The organism is Kangsaoukella pontilimi (assembly GCF_009830125.1).
GTDB lineage: Bacteria > Pseudomonadota > Alphaproteobacteria > Rhodobacterales > Rhodobacteraceae > Kangsaoukella > Kangsaoukella pontilimi.
This window is the reverse complement of record NZ_WUPT01000002.1, coordinates 1153654-1170048: the sequence shown is the minus strand read 5'-3', so window position 1 is coordinate 1170048 and position 16395 is coordinate 1153654. Positions and strand designations below refer to the sequence as shown.

13 protein-coding genes are annotated in these 16395 nt (G+C 66.2%); 6 read left to right on the top strand and 7 right to left on the bottom strand.

The genetic code is table 11. The annotated features are described in order from the left end of the window. Positions 1-112: 112 nt before the first annotated feature. From GQ651_RS15315 to GQ651_RS15285, 7 genes are all read right to left on the bottom strand, one after another. Positions 113-1219 carry a RuBisCO large subunit C-terminal-like domain-containing protein gene (locus GQ651_RS15315; protein WP_160765066.1) on the bottom strand — a complete coding sequence of 369 codons (1107 nt, stop codon included), beginning with the start codon at positions 1217-1219 and terminating at the stop codon, positions 113-115. Then, positions 1216-2268 carry a transketolase family protein gene (locus tag GQ651_RS15310; RefSeq protein ID WP_227258209.1) on the bottom strand — a complete coding sequence of 351 codons (1053 nt, stop codon included), beginning with the start codon at positions 2266-2268 and terminating at the stop codon, positions 1216-1218. Before GQ651_RS15310 ends, GQ651_RS15315 begins: the two co-directional genes overlap by 4 nt. 224 nt (positions 2269-2492) lie before the next feature. Continuing rightward, a complete protein-coding gene (locus tag GQ651_RS15305) occupies positions 2493-3440 on the bottom strand; it encodes a transketolase (RefSeq protein WP_227258208.1) in 948 nt (315 codons plus the stop codon). Then, complete coding sequence (locus GQ651_RS15300) at positions 3440-3883, bottom strand: RbsD/FucU family protein (RefSeq protein WP_160765065.1); 444 nt, start codon at positions 3881-3883, stop codon at positions 3440-3442. The genes GQ651_RS15305 and GQ651_RS15300 overlap by 1 nt, the downstream gene beginning before the upstream one ends. A gap of 137 nt (positions 3884-4020) precedes the next feature. Continuing rightward, entirely contained in the window at positions 4021-5058 is a 1038-nt protein-coding gene (locus GQ651_RS15295; RefSeq protein ID WP_160765064.1) for a substrate-binding domain-containing protein, read from the bottom strand. Between the two features lie 36 nt (positions 5059-5094). Continuing rightward, positions 5095-6141, bottom strand: coding sequence for an ABC transporter permease (locus tag GQ651_RS15290; protein ID WP_227258207.1), 1047 nt, complete (start codon positions 6139-6141; stop codon positions 5095-5097). A gap of 250 nt (positions 6142-6391) precedes the next feature. Continuing rightward, positions 6392-7903, bottom strand: coding sequence for a sugar ABC transporter ATP-binding protein (locus GQ651_RS15285; protein ID WP_160765063.1), 1512 nt, complete (start codon positions 7901-7903; stop codon positions 6392-6394). A gap of 105 nt (positions 7904-8008) precedes the next feature. On the opposite strand from GQ651_RS15285, the gene mtnK reads away from it, so the two are divergent. From mtnK to GQ651_RS15255, 6 genes are all read left to right on the top strand, one after another. Further along, on the top strand, positions 8009-9259 hold the full coding sequence (gene mtnK, locus GQ651_RS15280; protein ID WP_160765062.1) for an S-methyl-5-thioribose kinase: 1251 nt from the start codon (positions 8009-8011) through the stop codon (positions 9257-9259). After that, on the top strand, positions 9256-10344 hold the full coding sequence (gene mtnA / locus GQ651_RS15275) for an S-methyl-5-thioribose-1-phosphate isomerase (protein ID WP_160765061.1): 1089 nt from the start codon (positions 9256-9258) through the stop codon (positions 10342-10344). The genes mtnK and mtnA overlap by 4 nt, the downstream gene beginning before the upstream one ends. A 240-nt stretch (positions 10345-10584) precedes the next feature. Next, positions 10585-12609 (top strand): bifunctional aldolase/short-chain dehydrogenase, encoded by a 2025-nt coding sequence (locus tag GQ651_RS15270; RefSeq protein ID WP_227258206.1) that lies wholly within the window; start codon positions 10585-10587, stop codon positions 12607-12609. Continuing rightward, entirely contained in the window at positions 12609-13580 is a 972-nt protein-coding gene (locus GQ651_RS15265) for a sugar-binding transcriptional regulator (RefSeq protein ID WP_160765060.1), read from the top strand. The genes GQ651_RS15270 and GQ651_RS15265 overlap by 1 nt, the downstream gene beginning before the upstream one ends. Before the next feature lie 57 nt (positions 13581-13637). Further along, positions 13638-14576, top strand: coding sequence for an aldose epimerase family protein (locus GQ651_RS15260; RefSeq protein ID WP_160765059.1), 939 nt, complete (start codon positions 13638-13640; stop codon positions 14574-14576). 115 nt (positions 14577-14691) lie between these two features. Next, positions 14692-15972, top strand: coding sequence for a DUF3422 family protein (locus GQ651_RS15255; protein WP_160765058.1), 1281 nt, complete (start codon positions 14692-14694; stop codon positions 15970-15972). Positions 15973-16395: the final 423 nt, after the last annotated feature.

The window sequence follows — 16395 nt, the reverse complement described above, 5'->3', positions numbered from 1 at the left end:
ACCGCACACCTTCTTCTGTTCGGAAATACTCCGGGGTGGTGCGGAGGGGCAGCGCCCCTCCGCCTGCCGCGATCACCGAAGGTGAGCGCAATCCCTCTTCAATGGGGATACCTCAGCCGAAAGAGCCTACCAGATCGGCCACCGCGTCGCCGATCCCGTCCCCGTGACGGAGAAGCGCCCCCCCCAGAAGAAACACGGTGTCGTCACCATACATTTCCCGCATCTCGCCCGCGCGCTCGGGGCTCATGCCGCCCCCCGGCGAAGGCAGCATGGGCGCACCGATGCCATCGGTACTCTGGCAGGCCCGCGCGATCTCCCGGCACTCCGCCGCCGAGAACCCGAACCGCCCGCCCACATTGGGAAAGACCGAGATATCCGACCCCGCCAGACGCTGCAGCACCCCGAACATCATGCCATGGGTGAACCCGGTATCTTCCGACAGCACGTAAGGCCCGAGGAAGCTGGGATGGGTCATGATCGGCAGGCCTAGATCAGGTGCCTCAGCTAGCCGTCGGACAAGGTCGAACCCGTAAAGCCCGGGCATCACCAGAAACCCGGTGGCGCCCGCCGCCTTTGCGAAGCGCGCCCTCTCCATCAGCTTTTCCGCCGGCCCCGCCAGCGCTGCGAAATAGAGCGAATTGCCGCCCGTCTCGTCATTGGCCCGCCGGACCGCTGCCGCCACAGCCTCCACCCGCGCCTCGAAAGGGGCAGCGGGCTGATCGGCCAACCCGTGATCCTCCTTGATCACATGGGCCCCTGCAGCGGCCGAGCGATAGGCGACCTCCGCCAGCGTCGCGCTGCCCGATCCCATGGGCTTCAGGACCGGCGCCAGCATCGGCCCCGACCCACAGCCCGCTAGCCGCCGCACGCCACGGATGCCGAACCGCGCCCCCGGAAAGGCCCCGGCCAGCGGCCCGAGATCGAGCGCGGTCACCTTGATCCCCTTCTGGATCGAGGAGTTGCCGAAAAGCACGTTCAGCACCTGCGGCAGGTCGGTCCCAGTACTGTCGGGGGAATAGCTGATGGCGGCACGATAGCGCCCCTCGCCCTCGGCCCCGATCTCTTCGACCCGGCCCACGATCTCGTCCGCGATATAGCCCTCGGGCACCACGTCGGCGGGCACTTCTACGGTCTGTTCCAGCGCGACGCCCAGGGCGCGCTCCCGCGCCTCCGCCTCCGAGCGCGCGAAGATGCGGTAGGTGACGGTGAACCGGCTCACAGCGCCTCGGCCTTTTCCTTCGAATGCACCGCCTCTACCCGCGTGGCGGCCAGCTGTTCCTCACCGATGCCCAGGTCTCGGCCCAAAAGCCGCCCGACCCCGTCCACCAGCGCGGTCGCGTCCAGACCGTAATACTTCATCAGGTAAGGCCGCGACCCGCCATGGGCATAGGTGTCCTTCAGACCCAGCCGCACGAGCTTCTTGCCAACGCCATTGTCCGCCATGATCTCGGCCAGAAGCGAGCCGATGCCACCCTCGGTCACGTGGTTTTCCAGCGTCACCACCCCGTGGCGCACCGACCCGATATGGTCGAGCATCGCCTCCGCGTCGAAGGGCTTGATCGTGTTCAGATGCAGATGCCGCACCGATACGCCCGCCCCTTCCAGCGCCCCCTTGGCGCGCAATGCCTCTTCGGTGGTAATGCCGGAGGTCACGATCAGCACGTCATCGCCCAAGGACAGCTCGCGCATCCGGCCCACCTCGATGGGCGTATCGAAGAGCCGCGGCACCGTCCCCCGGAGAACCCGGCAATAGACTGGCCCGTCGATGGAATCCGCCGCCTCGCAGATCGACTCGACTTCGGTCGCGTCGCCGGTTTCCAGAATGGTCATGTTCGGGATCGAGCGCATGACGGCGATATCCTCGATCGCCTGATGGGTCATACCGCCGGGCGTCGTGATGCCGGGCAGAAAGCCCATCAGCCGCACCTTGCGGCGCGGATAGGCGATCGACGCCATCAGCTGGTCATAGGGCCGCCGGTACAGGAATACGCCGAAGGTATGGATGAAGGGCCGGAACCCGGCCAGCCCCAGCCCGCCCGCAAAGGACAGCATGTTCTGCTCGGCCATGCCAAGCGACAGGAACTGCTCGGGATATTTGTCGCGGAACTTGTCGATTTCGCAGGAGGACGTCAGGTCCGCCGACAGGCAGAGCACCTCCGGGTTCGCGCGGGCGTATCTCTCGAAGGCCTTCTCGTATGGCCGGTTCACGATCTCGACCATGTCAGCACCTCCCCATGCCGCGCCGCCGCGCATCCGTCCGCCGCACATGATCGGCCTTCTTCTTGGTAAAAATACTCTCGGGGAGGTCCGGAGGGGTGAAACCCCTCCGGTCGGTCGGCGCCGGAGGCGTCGAAACAAGACAAGGTCTTGCGCCGTGCTTCGCACGTCGCGCTGGGCGGGGGCTCCGCCCCCCTTGGCCTTCGGCCAATTCACCCCGGAGTATTTCCGCCAAGAAGATGGCTGATGGCGTGCGTTCAAGGAGGATCGTCATGTCAGTGCCCCTTGCCGTAATCGATGGGTGGAATGCCGAGCGACCTCGCGATCTCGCGGTTCATGTCGGCGCGCTCGCGCTCGCTCTTGAAGCGGACGTAGTGCAGGCGCGGGAAGCGGAGCTGCAGATAGGGCATTCCCCGGAAGGGCGAGGAATTGGCGAGAATGATCAGCGGCTTGCCCCGGTGCGGCGTCCTGACGGCGGCGCGCATCTGGTCGAGGTCATGGCCGTCCACCCAGACCGCGACGCCGCCGAAGGCCTCGATCTTTTCCTTGATGTCGCCCACCTCCATGACCGAGTTCATGGCCCCGTCGCATTGCTGCCGGTTCACGTCCATGAGGGCGTAGAGGTTGTCTATCCCGTGATGCGAGGCGGCGGCGATGGCTTCCCAGGTCTGGCCTTCCTGCACCTCGCCGTCGGACATGTAGACCCATGTCCGCCCCTTCTCGCCCCGCCGCTTCCGGCCCCAGGCGAGACCCGCGGCGGTGGAAAAGCCGATGCCGAGCGTTCCGTTATGGACCTCCATGCCGGGCGAGTGTTCGGCCCCGATCATCTCGACCGACGAGCCGTCCTTGTTGAACATCTCCAGCCCTTCAGGCGCCATCCGCCCGACCTCGATCAGCGTGGCATAGGCCACGAGCGCATAGTGAGCGGGCGCGATGAAGAGCCGGTCGTATTCGGGCTCGGCCGGGCCGTTATATCCCGCGCCGGTGTGATAGTCTGGGTTCGACGCCGATGGCACACCGCCGAAGGGCTTCGGGATCATCGGCAGCGTCGGCGCGCCGAGATTGAGTTCCTCGTTGTAAAGCCACGCCAGCTGCTCGGCCGCCGAACAGGCCTGGCTCAGATAGCCGCCATTGTTCCGCATCGCGTGCTCGAACACGCGGGCGCGGATGCCGAAGGCGACCTCTTCCGTGGTCTTGGTGTTTTTCAGCGCGGCCTCGGCCATCAGAACACGACCCCTTTTCTTAGGATGAAACAGCCGAAAGCGCGCGCCTCCGAGCATTGAACGACGGCGAAGCAGGTCCGCGCATGGGCATAGTAATCCTGCCGCTCGATGGACGCCGTGCCGGCCCCCTCGGGCATCCGCTCCTCGATGATGTCGAAGACGGCGCGGTGCACATCCGTGACCTCGTCCGGCTGACCGTCCACTTCCATCCGAAGCGCGCAATGCGGAACGAACGGGTCGAGAGGCATCACCGAGGTGATCAGCCGGGCGGCTTCGGCGGCATCGAGCCCGGTCAGCTGGATCGGCTCGCGAATGACGCAATGCGCCGCCGTCGACGCGGCAGGATAATTCGAATCCACCAGCGCGATCTCGTCGCCATGTCCCATCCGGGCAAGGCAGGACAGCAGATCGGGCGTCATTCGGGCGTCTATGCCGAGAAGCATGGTCAGGGCTCCGTTTCAGGGTCCGTCCGGGACGCAGCGGTCGTGATCGTCCCCAGCGCAGAGGCGAAGGCACGTTCCGGACGAGAAGGTCAGTCAGGAGTCCCCGGGCGGTGAGCCGCCCGGGGAATAGGGTCACATCACCGCGGCGGCAGCGGCATCCAGTCGGTCATGGCGACATCGGCATGGGCGAACTGGGGCATCTTGGCCGAAAGCTCTTCCATGTTCTTGATGTCGTTCTCGTTCAGGAAGTCCTGCGTGATCAGTGTCGGCGGCACGATGACGCTGGCACCCGGATCGCCGCCCGTCAGCATGATGGCAAGCGCCCGGACCGAGACCTCACCCACCACGGCGGGGTTGGTCGCCACGGTGGCCTTCCAGGCAGACCCCGGCTCGCGCATGGCGCTGATATCGGCAGTCGAGACGTCGGCCGAGTAGATCGAGATGTCGCCCGACAGCCCCGCCTCGTCCACGGCAATCTTCACGCCCTTGGCGAATTCGTCATAGGGCGCGAAGAAGACGCTGATCGTCGGATTGGCTTGCAGGACCGAACGCGCCTGGTTGGCGTTCGAGTTCGCGATCGGGTTGTCGAGCGTGCCCATCTGGGCGACCTCGCGAATGCCGGAATTGGCTTCCTTCACCTCTTCCCAGGCAACGTGACGGCGGTCGAGCGGGGCAATGCCGGGCACATAGACGTAACCTGCATCCCAGCTGGTTCCATTATCCTCAATCGCCTGCTCCAGTGCGAGCTTGCCGAGCAGATAGTCCGACTGCTCGATCTGCGGGATCGCGTCGTTCTCGACATTCACGTCGAAGGCCACGACCTTGATGCCGGCGTCGACGGCACGCTGCGCGGCTTCCTTCATCGACTCGGTCAGGCCGTGCTGAATGACGATCCCGTCGACGCCGAGCGCGATGGCCTGATCGACCATGTCGGCCTGCAGCGCGGCATCCTGACGGCTGTCGAACACGCGCAGGTCGACGCCAAGTGCGGCGGCCTGGGATTCGACGCCCGCCAGATAGGCCTGGAAGAAGTCGCCGGTAGACAGGTAGCGGACGAGGGCAATCGTCACGTCACCTGGATTGTCCAGAGGCGCGGGCATGTCCTGCGCGCTGGCCCCGGTCGCCATCATGGCCGAGGCGATCAGCCCCATCGTGACACGTCTTGTAAAGTTCATGGTCTTCCTCCCTGGAATACGGGCGCTTCGGCCCAATTAATGACCCCCGCCGCCGCGTCTGTGCGACAACGCGAATGTGAACATGAGAGCGATGACAAGCACCGCTCCCTTGACGAAATCCTGCGTGTAATAGGGCGCGTTCATCATGGTCAGCCCCTGCAGCAGGATGCCGACGAAAAGCGCACCGATAGCGGTGCCGAAGGCGTTGGGCTTGGCCGCGCCGAGAACGGCGAACCCGATCAGCGCGGCGGCAACACTGTCGAGCAGCAGGTTGTTGCCCGACGCGATATCGCCCCGACCCAGACGCGCCGCCAGAAGTATGCCTCCCACCGACGCAAGCACGCCCGAGATCATGTACGCCAGAACCTTGTAGCGTGCGACGGGCGTCCCGGCCAAACCGGCGGCCCGCTCGTTCGAGCCGATGGCATACATTAGCCGCCCGTGCCGGGTGAGCTCGAGAAAGACCCAGACCAGAACGCCCACGAGCAGGAACAGGACCACCGGCACCGGGATCAGGTCCTCCAGCACCAGATCGAACCGATGCCGCCCGATCCAGAGGAAAGCGGGCGAGAAGACGCCATCCGCCGTCTCGCCCGAAGGCAGGGTCATGCCGGTCGAGATCGACCGCCCCTCGGTCGGAATACGCTGCAGACCGATCAACAGGAACATCATCCCGAGCGTCGCCAGCAGATCCGGCACGCGCATCTTGACGATGAGAAAGCCGTTGATCGCGCCCACCACCGCCCCCATCACCAGACAGGCCATGACGGCGACGAAGGCGGATTGCTCCATCACCACCATCACATATGCCGAGAGCATCAGCGCCGAAGTCGCAACCGACCCGATTGACAGATCGAATCCGCCGACGACAAGTGTGCAGGTCACGCCAAGCGCCAGAATGCCCGTGATGGCGACGGACTGGAAAATGAACACGGCGGACCGCGGCCCGGCGAAACCGGGCGCGAAGATCGCGAAGAAGATCAGAAGCCCGATCAGCAGGCAGAGAAAGCCGTAGCGGATCGCGTAATACATCCAGCCCTTGCCCGCCCGGAGGGGCGCGCGCCCTGCATCGACTTCGGTCATGCCGCGCACTCCCCGCTCTTTCTTCTTGGTGAAAATACTCCGGGGAGGTCTGGAGGGGCGGCGCCCCTCCAGCCGGTCGACGCCGAAGGCGGCGAAACCGGACAATGCGCCCGACAGGTGTTGCGCCGTGCTGTCGCACGTCGCGCTAGGCCGATTTCTTCAAAAGAAATCGGCGCACCGAGGTGCGCTGCCCCTCGGGGTCCCCGGGATATTTCAGGGCCGATAATGGGGGATGCGGTGTGCTTCAGGCTCATGTCACCGTCTCCGGGGCGGTCTGGCCCGAGACTTCGGCCATGATGCGGGCCACGTCCACATCGCGGTTGGGATGCTCGCCCACGATCTCGCCTTCGTTCAGAACCACGATCCGATCCGCGATTTCCAGCGCCTCGTCGATCTCGGCCACGAAGACCAGCGTCGCGCGCGTCTCGGCCGTTTCGCGGATGCGGCGGCCGATATCCCGGCGCGCCTTGATGTCGACGCCCTGGAAGGGCTCATCGAGCACCAGAAGATTCGAGGCCTCGGCCATCCAGCGCCCCACCATCACCTTCTGCTGGTTGCCGCCCGACAGCGTCCCGATCCCGTCGCCCGGCCCCTGACAGACGATGCCGAGCGTGGCGATCATCTCTTCCGTCCGGCGCCGCTGACGGCGCGGATTCAAAAAGGACAACGCTGCATGGCGCGACAGGAACGGCAGCGTCAGGTTGTCGGTGATGTCGAAATCCCGGATCACGCCATTCGACGCCCGGTCCTTGGGGCAGAGGAACACACCCGCCCGGATCGCGTCGCGCGCCGTCTGCGGCGCATAGTGCGCGAACCGCAGGCGCATCGTCCCGGCAACGGGCTGTTCCAGCCCGAAGAGGACCGAGGCGAGCCGCGTCTTGCCCGAGCCCAAAAGCCCCGTGACCGCGACCACCTCGCCCTGCCGGATTTGCAGGTCGACCGGCTTCGACCCGCCGAACAGCCTGAGCCCGTCGAGGCTCAGGACCGGCTCCGTCCCCGTCTTCACCGCCACATCCACAGCCGTCAGCCCATGGCCCAGCATCGCCGTCACCGCGCCTTCGTAATCCAGCGCCTCGCCTTCGAACATGCCCGCGATCTGTCCATCCCGCATGGACACGATCCGGTCCGCCACACGGCGGATATCCGACATGCGGTGCGAGATGTAGAGGATGGCGACCCCGGTCTCTTTCAGCCTGTCCAGAAGCCGGAACAGCCGGTCGGCCTCGGCCGCCGACAAGGACGAGGTCGGCTCGTCGAGGATCAGCACCTTGGGCTCGCGCGCCATTGCACGGGCGATGGCGATGAGCTGGCGCTCGGCCACACCGAGATCGCCCACGATGGCCGAAGGGTCCAGGTCGAGCCCCATCGCCGCCGCGATCTTCGCCGCCTCCTCGCGCATGGCGCGGGCAGCCACGAAAAAGCCCGAAGACCGGTTCGTCAGGCGGTCGAGAAGAAGGTTTGAGGCCACGTCGAGATCGGGAATCACCCCGTCATCGATGGACTGGTGAACCGTCACCACGCCCTTCGCGATGGCTTCGGACGGCGACGTCGGCGCGTAAGGCTCTCCGAAGAGACGCATCTCCCCGCCATCGGCGCGGTGCACGCCGCAGAGGATCTTCACCAGTGTCGACTTGCCGGCCCCGTTGGCCCCCATCAGCACGGTGATTTCGCCGGGCTTCAGCACGAGATCGATGCCGCGTAGCACGCGGTTCGGCCCGAAAGCCTTCACGATCCCTTTCAACTGACACGCCTCGGCTGCCATGCCATCCTCCCTGAGCCCCGACGTTAGCGGGCGCTTTGCAAATGTCAACGATCTTGACAAATGACTAGCGCCTCGCGGACAGTCGGAGAAAAGACGGGAGGAGACATGTCGGATTATCTTGCGCTCGACACGGGCACGCTGCCGGAACGCCTGAGCGGAATCGAGGCCGTGGCCTCGCGCGTCGGTCCCGATCCCGCCACATGGTCGGTCAAGGAGGTGGGCGATGGCAACCTGAACCTTGTCTTCATCGTCGAAGGCCCCTCTGGAACCGTCATCGTCAAACAGGCGCTGCCTTACGTCCGGCTGGTGGGCGATAGCTGGCCGCTGCCGCTGACCCGTGCCTTTTTCGAGTACCATGCTCTGACGCGACAGGCCGCGCGCGATCCGGGCCGGGTGCCGGAGGTCTTCCATTTCGACGAGGATCAGGCGCTGATCGTCATGGAGTATCTCAGCCCCCACGCGATTCTCCGGGGCCGCCTGATCGCGGGACAAAAGACCGAGGGACTGGGCGAGGCACTGGGCCGCTTCTGCGCAAGGACGGCGTTTCGCGGTTCGGACCTTTCGATGAAGACGCCGGAGAAAAAGGCCGACACCGCGCTTTTCCTCGGCAATGTCGAACTCTGCGACATCACCGAAAGTCTCGTCTTCACGGATCCGTATTTCCAGGCCGAGATGAACAATCACAACCCGCACCTGGACGCGCTTGTCACCGAGCTCAGGGGCGAGGTCGCGCTCAAGACCGAGGCGCAGCACATGCTGGCGAAATTCGCCAACAACGCGGAAACGCTCTGCCACGGCGACCTGCATACAGGCTCGGTCATGTGCACCGACGCCGAGACCCGCGTGATCGACCCGGAATTCGGCTTCTACGGCCCGATGGGTTTCGATATCGGGATGCTGATCGCGAATTTCCTGATGGCCTATCTCAGCCAGCCCGCCCACCGGGGCGACGAGCTCGACGCCTATCAGGAATGGATTCTTTCGGTCGTCGACGAGACATGGACCAGCTTCGCGTCGGAATTCTCGACGCTCTGGGAAGCCGAGCGAACGGGCATCCTCTATCCCGCCACGCTCTTCGAGGACCAAAACCACTCGGCCAGCGGCGCGCTCTCGGACAAGCTGCGCGACATCTGGGCCGACGCGCTCGGCTTCTGCGGGATCGAACAGCACCGCCGCACGCTGAGCCTCGCCCATAACGCCGATTTTGAATCGATCGAGGATGCAGAGACGCGCGGAAAGCTCGAGGCGCGGAACCTCCGCCTCGGCGCCTATCTTCTGATGAACCGGACAACCATCGCGGACACGAGCGAGCTGCTCGACATCGCCCGCAGCTTCAACCGAAAGGATGCGCCATGAAAGTGAACGGCACCCCCTACCGCTCGATCTGGTACGAAGCGGGCGAGGTCCGCATCATCGACCAGCGCTGGCTGCCCCATGACTTCCGGATCGCGACGCTGAAGACCCGCGATGACTTCGCCACGGCGATCCGCGACATGTGGGTAAGGGGCGCGCCGCTGATCGGCGCGACGGCGGCTTACGGCGTGGCCGAGGACATGGCCCGCGACCCCTCGGACGCCAATCTCGACGAGACCTGGCAAGTGCTCAACGCGACACGGCCGACGGCGATCAACCTGAAATGGGCGCTGGACCGCTGCCGCGCCTACCTCAAACCCCTCGCGCCCTCCGACCGCGCCGAGGCGGCCCTCCGCCTCGCCCACGAAATCGCCGACGAGGATGTCGAGATCAACCGGCGGATCGGGGTGAACGGGCTGGACATCATCAAGGAGATCGCGGCGCGTAAACCGGCGGGCGAACCGGTCAGGCTTCTGACCCATTGCAATGCCGGGTGGCTGGCGACAGTGGACTGGGGCACGGCCACCAGCCCGATGTACCACGCCGCCGAAGCGGGCATCCCGATCCATGTCTGGGTGGACGAGACGCGCCCCCGGAACCAGGGCGCGCTGACCGCCTGGGAACTCGGCAGCCACGGGATCAGCCACGCCTATGTCACCGACAATGCGGGCGGGCACCTGATGCAGCACGGGCTGGTGGATATGGTGATCGTGGGCACGGACCGCACGACGGCCACGGGCGACGTCTGCAACAAGATCGGCACCTACCTGAAGGCGCTGGCCGCCCATGACAACGGCGTTCCCTTCTACGTTGCACTGCCCTCGCCCACCATCGACTGGACCGTCCGCGATGGCGTCAAGGAGATTCCGATCGAAGACCGCCCGGAACGCGAAGTGACCCATATCCAGGGCACCGCTGCGGACGGCTCAATTTCCGAGGTCCGCGTGACGCCCGAAGGCTCGCCCGGCGGCAATCCCGCATTCGACGTGACGCCCGCCCGCCTCGTTACCGGGCTCATCACCGAACTCGGTGTCACGGAAGCCTCGGCAGAAGGCCTTGCCGCCATGTTCCCCGACAAGGCCGCCTGAAATGAGCCACAGCCCCATTATCGGCCCTCAAATATCCCGGGGAGCCCGAGGGGCAGCGCCCCTCGGTGCGCCGATTTCTTTTAAAGAAATCGGCCCAGCGCGACGTGCGACAGCACGGCGCAACACCTGTCGGGCGCATTGTCCGGTTTCGCCGCCTTCGGCGTCGACCGGCTGGAGGGGCGCTGCCCCTCCAGACCTCCCCGGAGTATTTCCGAACAGAAGAAAGGGCAGTGTGGCCGCATGATCGAGAACCGATGGGATGAGACCGACGCGGCGCGCTGGCAGGCGGAGGCGGGCGACGATCCGGCGGACCGCGCACTGGCGCTCCGTGTCTATTCCTCCCGGCTGATCGGCTCGGACCCGGACCTCGTCATGCATGGCGGCGGCAACACCTCGATCAAGGTCACGCGGCGCTCGCTGCTGGGCGAGGACGAGCGGGTGCTTCACGTCAAGGGGTCCGGCTGGGATCTCGACACGCTCCTCGCACCGGGCCTGCCCGGCGTTCGTCTGGAACCGCTTCTGAGGCTGCGTGCGCTCGATCGGCTCAGCGACGAGGACATGGTGAACGCTCAGCGTCAGACGCTTCTCGACAGCACCGCGCCGAACCCGTCGGTCGAAACCCTGCTCCACGCCTTTCTCCCGCAGGACGTGGTCGACCACACCCATGCGACGCCCTTCCTCGTCCTCGCCAATCTGCCCGACGCAGAGGCGGTCGCCCGCGAGATCTTCGGCGACCGACTGGGGATCGTGCCCTATATCATGCCGGGTTTCGCACTTGCCAAGGCGGCCGCGGAAGTGTTCGAGGCCAATCCGCATGTCGAGGGGCTGCTTCTTCTGAAGCACGGCCATTTTACATGGGGGCCGACCGCGCGGGAGAGCTATGACCGCGTGGTCCGGCACACCAACGAGGCGGCGGAGGCGCTCGGCCTGACCGGCCCGACCTTCGCGCCCGGCGCCGCGCGAGACCTCTCGCCTGACGTCATCCGCGTCCTGCCCCGTCTCAGAGGTGCGCTGGCCGCGCCGGGAAGCGGGCGGATGCCGGTTCTGAACCTCCGCGCCAACGCGTTGACCGATGCCTTCCTTGCCCGGCCCGATCACGCGGGCCTTGCCGGGCGCGGCACCGCCTCGCCCGACCACGTGATCCGGATCAAGGGGGCGCCGGTCATCGTGGACGTCTCCGACGACAGCGCAGCGATTGCGGACAAGGTCGATGCCTTCGCCCGAAACTATACACAAGTCTTCGAGCGTCAGAACACCCGCGTCGGCGGAATCAAGACGATGCTCTCGCCCCTGCCCAACCTCGCCTGGATCGAGGGGCTGGGACTGGCGGGGATGGGCGCCAACGCCAAGGCCGCTGCCATCGCCGGCGATCTGGGCGAGCAGAACATGCGGGTTGCCGCCGCCGGTGAGGACAAGGGCGGTTTCTGCCCCATCGGCGAGGATGACCTCTTCGACATGGAATACTGGTCGCTGGAGCAGGCGAAGCTCGGCAAATCGAAGCCACCCGCGTTCCAGGGCCGGATCGTGATGGTCACCGGCGGCGCGGGCGCCATCGGGCGCGCCATCGCGGCAGCCTTCGCCGCAGAGGGGGCCGAGATCGTCCTCGTCGACCGGGACGCAGAGGCACTCGCGGCCGCGCGACAGGACCTCGGCACGGGTGTGACGCTGGCGCTCGACGTGACCGACCCTGCCGCCGCGGACGCCGCGATGGCCGGGGCGATCCGCCAGTTCGGCGGGCTGGATATTCTGGTGTCCAACGCGGGTGCGGCGATCCAGGGGGCGCTCGCCGATCTGGATGAGGACACGCTCCGCGCCGCCTTCGAGCTGAACTTCTTCGCCCACCAGCGCTTTGCCAAGGCTGCCATCGGCGTCTTCCGCGAGCAGGGCCAGGGCGGGCAAATCCTGTTCAACGTCTCGAAACAGGCGGTCAATCCGGGCAGGAATTTCGGCGCCTACGGGCTTCCCAAGGCCACGACCTTCTTCCTGCTCCGGCAGCTGGCGCTGGAACACGGGCCCGAAGGCATCCGCGTCAACGGCGTCAATGCCGACCGCATCCGCTCAGGCCTTCTGACCGAGGACTTCATCGCCAGCCGCGCCGCTGCGCGCGGCACCGATCCGGCGGGCTATATGGCCGGCAACCTTCTCGGCCGCGAGGTCGAAGCGCATCACGTGGCGGATGCCTTCGTCGCCCTTGCCAAATCCGAGCGCACCACGGCCCATGTGATGACCGTCGATGGCGGCAATATCGAGGCGGCGCTCCGCTGATGCCGGACGGGCGGTCCATACTGAAGGACGGCAGCGCCTCCGAGGCGACGCTGGCCCATGTGGCGATGCTTTATTACCGCGAAGGGCTGACACAGGGCGAGATCGCGCGGCGGACAGGCGTCAGCCGCGCGACTATTGTGAACTGGCTCCGACTCGCCCGCGAACAGAACGTGGTCGATATCCGCATCCGGGGCGAAAGCTTCGCCGCCTCGCCTTTGGCCCGCCACGTGGCCGAGCGCTTTGGCCTCGTGGATGTCTACGTGGCCCATGGCGATGCCGACCCCCTTCCCCCCTCGGCCATGCTGGACCGGACCGCCGCGCTTGGCGCGCAGGCCATGCGCGACCTTCTGGATGACGGCGATCGTCTTGGCGTGGCCTGGGGCGAGACGGTCCTTCGCATGGCGAAGACCTTTCCAACGGCGCAGCTTCCGGGGCTGATGGTCCATCAGCTCATCGGCTCAATGTATGCCGATCAGCTTTTCGCCGCCGAGACCTGCACCATCGAGATCGCCCGCCGCCTTGGAGCGGGCTGCCGGACGCTCCACGCGCCCGCAATCCTGTCGTCGGGCGATCTCGCTGCGCGGCTCCGGAAAGAGCCGGTGATCGCGGGACAGCTCGCCGCCTTCTCGGGTCTGACCAAGGCGCTTTTCTCGGTGGGCGATGTCAGCGACCGGACAACGCTCGTCGCCGCCGGGATCGGCACCACAGAGGATGTCGCGTGGTACCGCGAGCGGGGCGCGGCTGGCGTCCTCTCCTGCCATTTCATCGACCATGACGGCCAGCCCATGACCGGCCCCCTGACCGACCGCACCATCGGCGTCGCGCCAGAGGTGCTGCGTAACGTACCCCTCAGGATGCTCGTTGTTTCGGGTGAGGAAAAACTCGACGCGACGCGCGCGCTGATCCGGGGCGGCTTCGTCACCCATCTCGTCACCGACGAGGCCAGCGCCCGCATTCTGCTCGACAGTTGATGGAAACCGGCGCGCGTGGTTGAACGGGGGAGACTGTCCCATCAAAGGCGTGCCCCCATGACTCGAGACACCATTGGCGAAATACCCGACGGACGCCCGATCGAGCGTCTGACCCTGTCCTCCGGCACCCTTGACGCACAGGTTCTGACCCTCGGCGCCACGCTGGAGCAGGTCCGTTTCCCCGGCGGTCCGGGCCTCATGGCCGAGATCCCTCTGCCCGAGCGTCTTCTGCCCAAGGCCTATGTCAGCCCCATCGTCGGCCCCGTCGCCAATCGCATTTCGGACGCAACTGCCCGGATCGCGGGACGCGAATACCGTTTCGAAGTGAACGAGCACGACCGGACGTCGCTCCATTCGGGCGGCACCGGCGTGCACCGGGCGCTCTGGACCGTCACCCGGCACGACGCGGGCGGCGCGACGCTCGAAATTGCGCTGCCCGACGGTCTCGGCGGGTTCCCGGGCAACCGCGTGATGACCGTGGACTATGCGCTCACGGATGCCGAAATCGCTCTGACGATCACCGCCATCACCGATGCGCCGACGCTGATGAACCCTGCGCATCACCCCTACTGGTCGCTCGGACCCGGCCCCGGCTGGGCGGGCCACCGCCTGACCGTCGCTGCCGACCGCGTGCTGCCTGTCGATGACCTGACGCTTCCCACGGGCGAAGTCCTGGACGTCACCGGGACACCCTTCGACTACCGCAGCCCACGCGTGCCCGACGGGACGCTGGACCACAACTTCTGCCTTGGCGATGCACCCGCAGAGGCGCCGCGCTTCGCCGCCCGCATCGACGGCGATGGCTACAGGCTCAACATCCTCACTGACGCGCCGGGGCTGCAGGTCTTCACCGGCAAACCCATGGGCATCCCCATCGAGCCGCAGTTCTGGCCGGACGCGCCCTCCAACCCGCATTTCCCCCAGATCGGACTCGAGCCGGGCCAGACCTTCCGCCAGCGCAGCATCTATCGCTTCGAACAGACCGGAGAACGATGACCACGCCCCTGATCGTATACAGTCGTCCACCGCTAAGCGTCGGAAATATATCTGTTTTTACTTTACTTGGCGGCGCAAGCGGCTAGGTTCAGCGCATCAGACAGGCAGGTGCCCCATGTCCCCGATCGCGGATCATCCCCTACGCTACCAGTTGGTGAACGAGCTTCATGCCCGTCCCTTCCCGGTGCTCAAGGGACCGTGCCGCGCCGCCTATCTCGCCATCAAGCCCGCCACCGATGCCGCCGCACGCGACCGCGAACTCGATCGCAAGCACCTTGCCGCGCTTCTCGACCACTACGCCGCGCCGCATCCCGAACCGGGCGCGACGCATTACTTCGGCCCCATCGGCAAGCACTTCATCAAGTGGGAAAGCCACACCGAATTCGTGACTTACACGATCTTCGGCGACGGCGTGGCCGACCGGCCCTTCGACGCCCACACCTTCAGCATGTTCCCCGAGGACTGGCTGCGGGACGCGCCCGGCGTGCGCATCACCTCGGCGCTGATCCGCGTCGAACTGAGCGAGACCGCCGACGACATCCCCGCCAAGGTCGATGACTGGTTCGTCCCCGAAAGCCTCGCCGTCAGCCGCGTGCTCGACGACAGCGCCGTCGTCGCGGGCGATTTCCGTCTCGATGCGGCCGGTCATATCCGCTTCGCCGTCTTCGCCCGCCCCGATACCGGCTCGCGCCGGATCGGCCGGATCGTGCAGCGCCTCTGCGAGATCGAGACCTACAAGACCCTGTCCATGCTCGGCTGGACGCGCTCCCGCGAACTCGGTCCCCGCATGGGCGCGATCGACCAGCAGCTCAGCCACCTCATGGGCGACATGACCGGCGACACCGCCCGCCCCGAGGCGACGCTCAAGGCGCTTCTCGGCGTCTCGTCCGAGCTTGAGAACATCCTCGCCCAGACCGCCTTCCGCTTCGGCGCCACCGGCGCCTACGAGGCGCTCGTCAACCAGCGCATCGCGATCCTGAGGGAACAGCGTTACGACGGCCGCCAGACCTTCGCCGAATTCATGACCCGCCGCTTCGACCCGGCGATGCGCACGGTGAAATCGACCGAGGCGCGGCTCAAGACCATGTCCGACAGGGCGCTCCGCGCGGGCGACCTCCTTCGAACCCGCGTCGACGTCGAACGCTCGGCGCAGAACCAGACGCTTCTCGAAAGCATGGACAAACGCGCCGACCTGCAGCTCCGCCTGCAACGCACGGTCGAAGGTCTGTCGGTCGTGGCGATCAGCTACTACGCGGTGAACCTCGTAACCTACATGGTGTACCCCCTGGTCGAACCGACGGGCCTCTCAAAGGGCATGGCCACAGCGCTCCTGACGCCACTGGTGATCCTGGGCGTCTGGTTCATGGTCCGCCGTGTCCGGAAAAGCCTGCACTAGCCTCCTTCGCCTGTTCCGAAATATCCCGGGGGAGCGGCCGCAAGGCCGCGGGGGCAGAGCCCCTACAAAAATGTATCGTGTGCGCGGCGTGCCGCGCGCCTTTGGATCAGACCACCGTACGGATGACCCACCCGGAATTAACCCCAGCCGTGGCATATCCCTGCCCGAAGCTTCCCTGCGGTGGGTCGGGTGACGACCGGCGCGCCGTTTGACATCTCCGGTCCATGGGGTCGTAAAGAAGGCCCCTTGTCCGCACCGGCCATTACGCCCCGACAGGGGGTCAGGACAGCATCCGGACCGCACCGGCGGCGCCGCCACCCTGATCTGAACAGCTCATAGCCGCAGGCGCACCACCGCCGCCCGACCGGACCGCCTCCATGGCGGGACCGGCCGAAGCCATGCGCGCCGTTTGACATGGGTCAA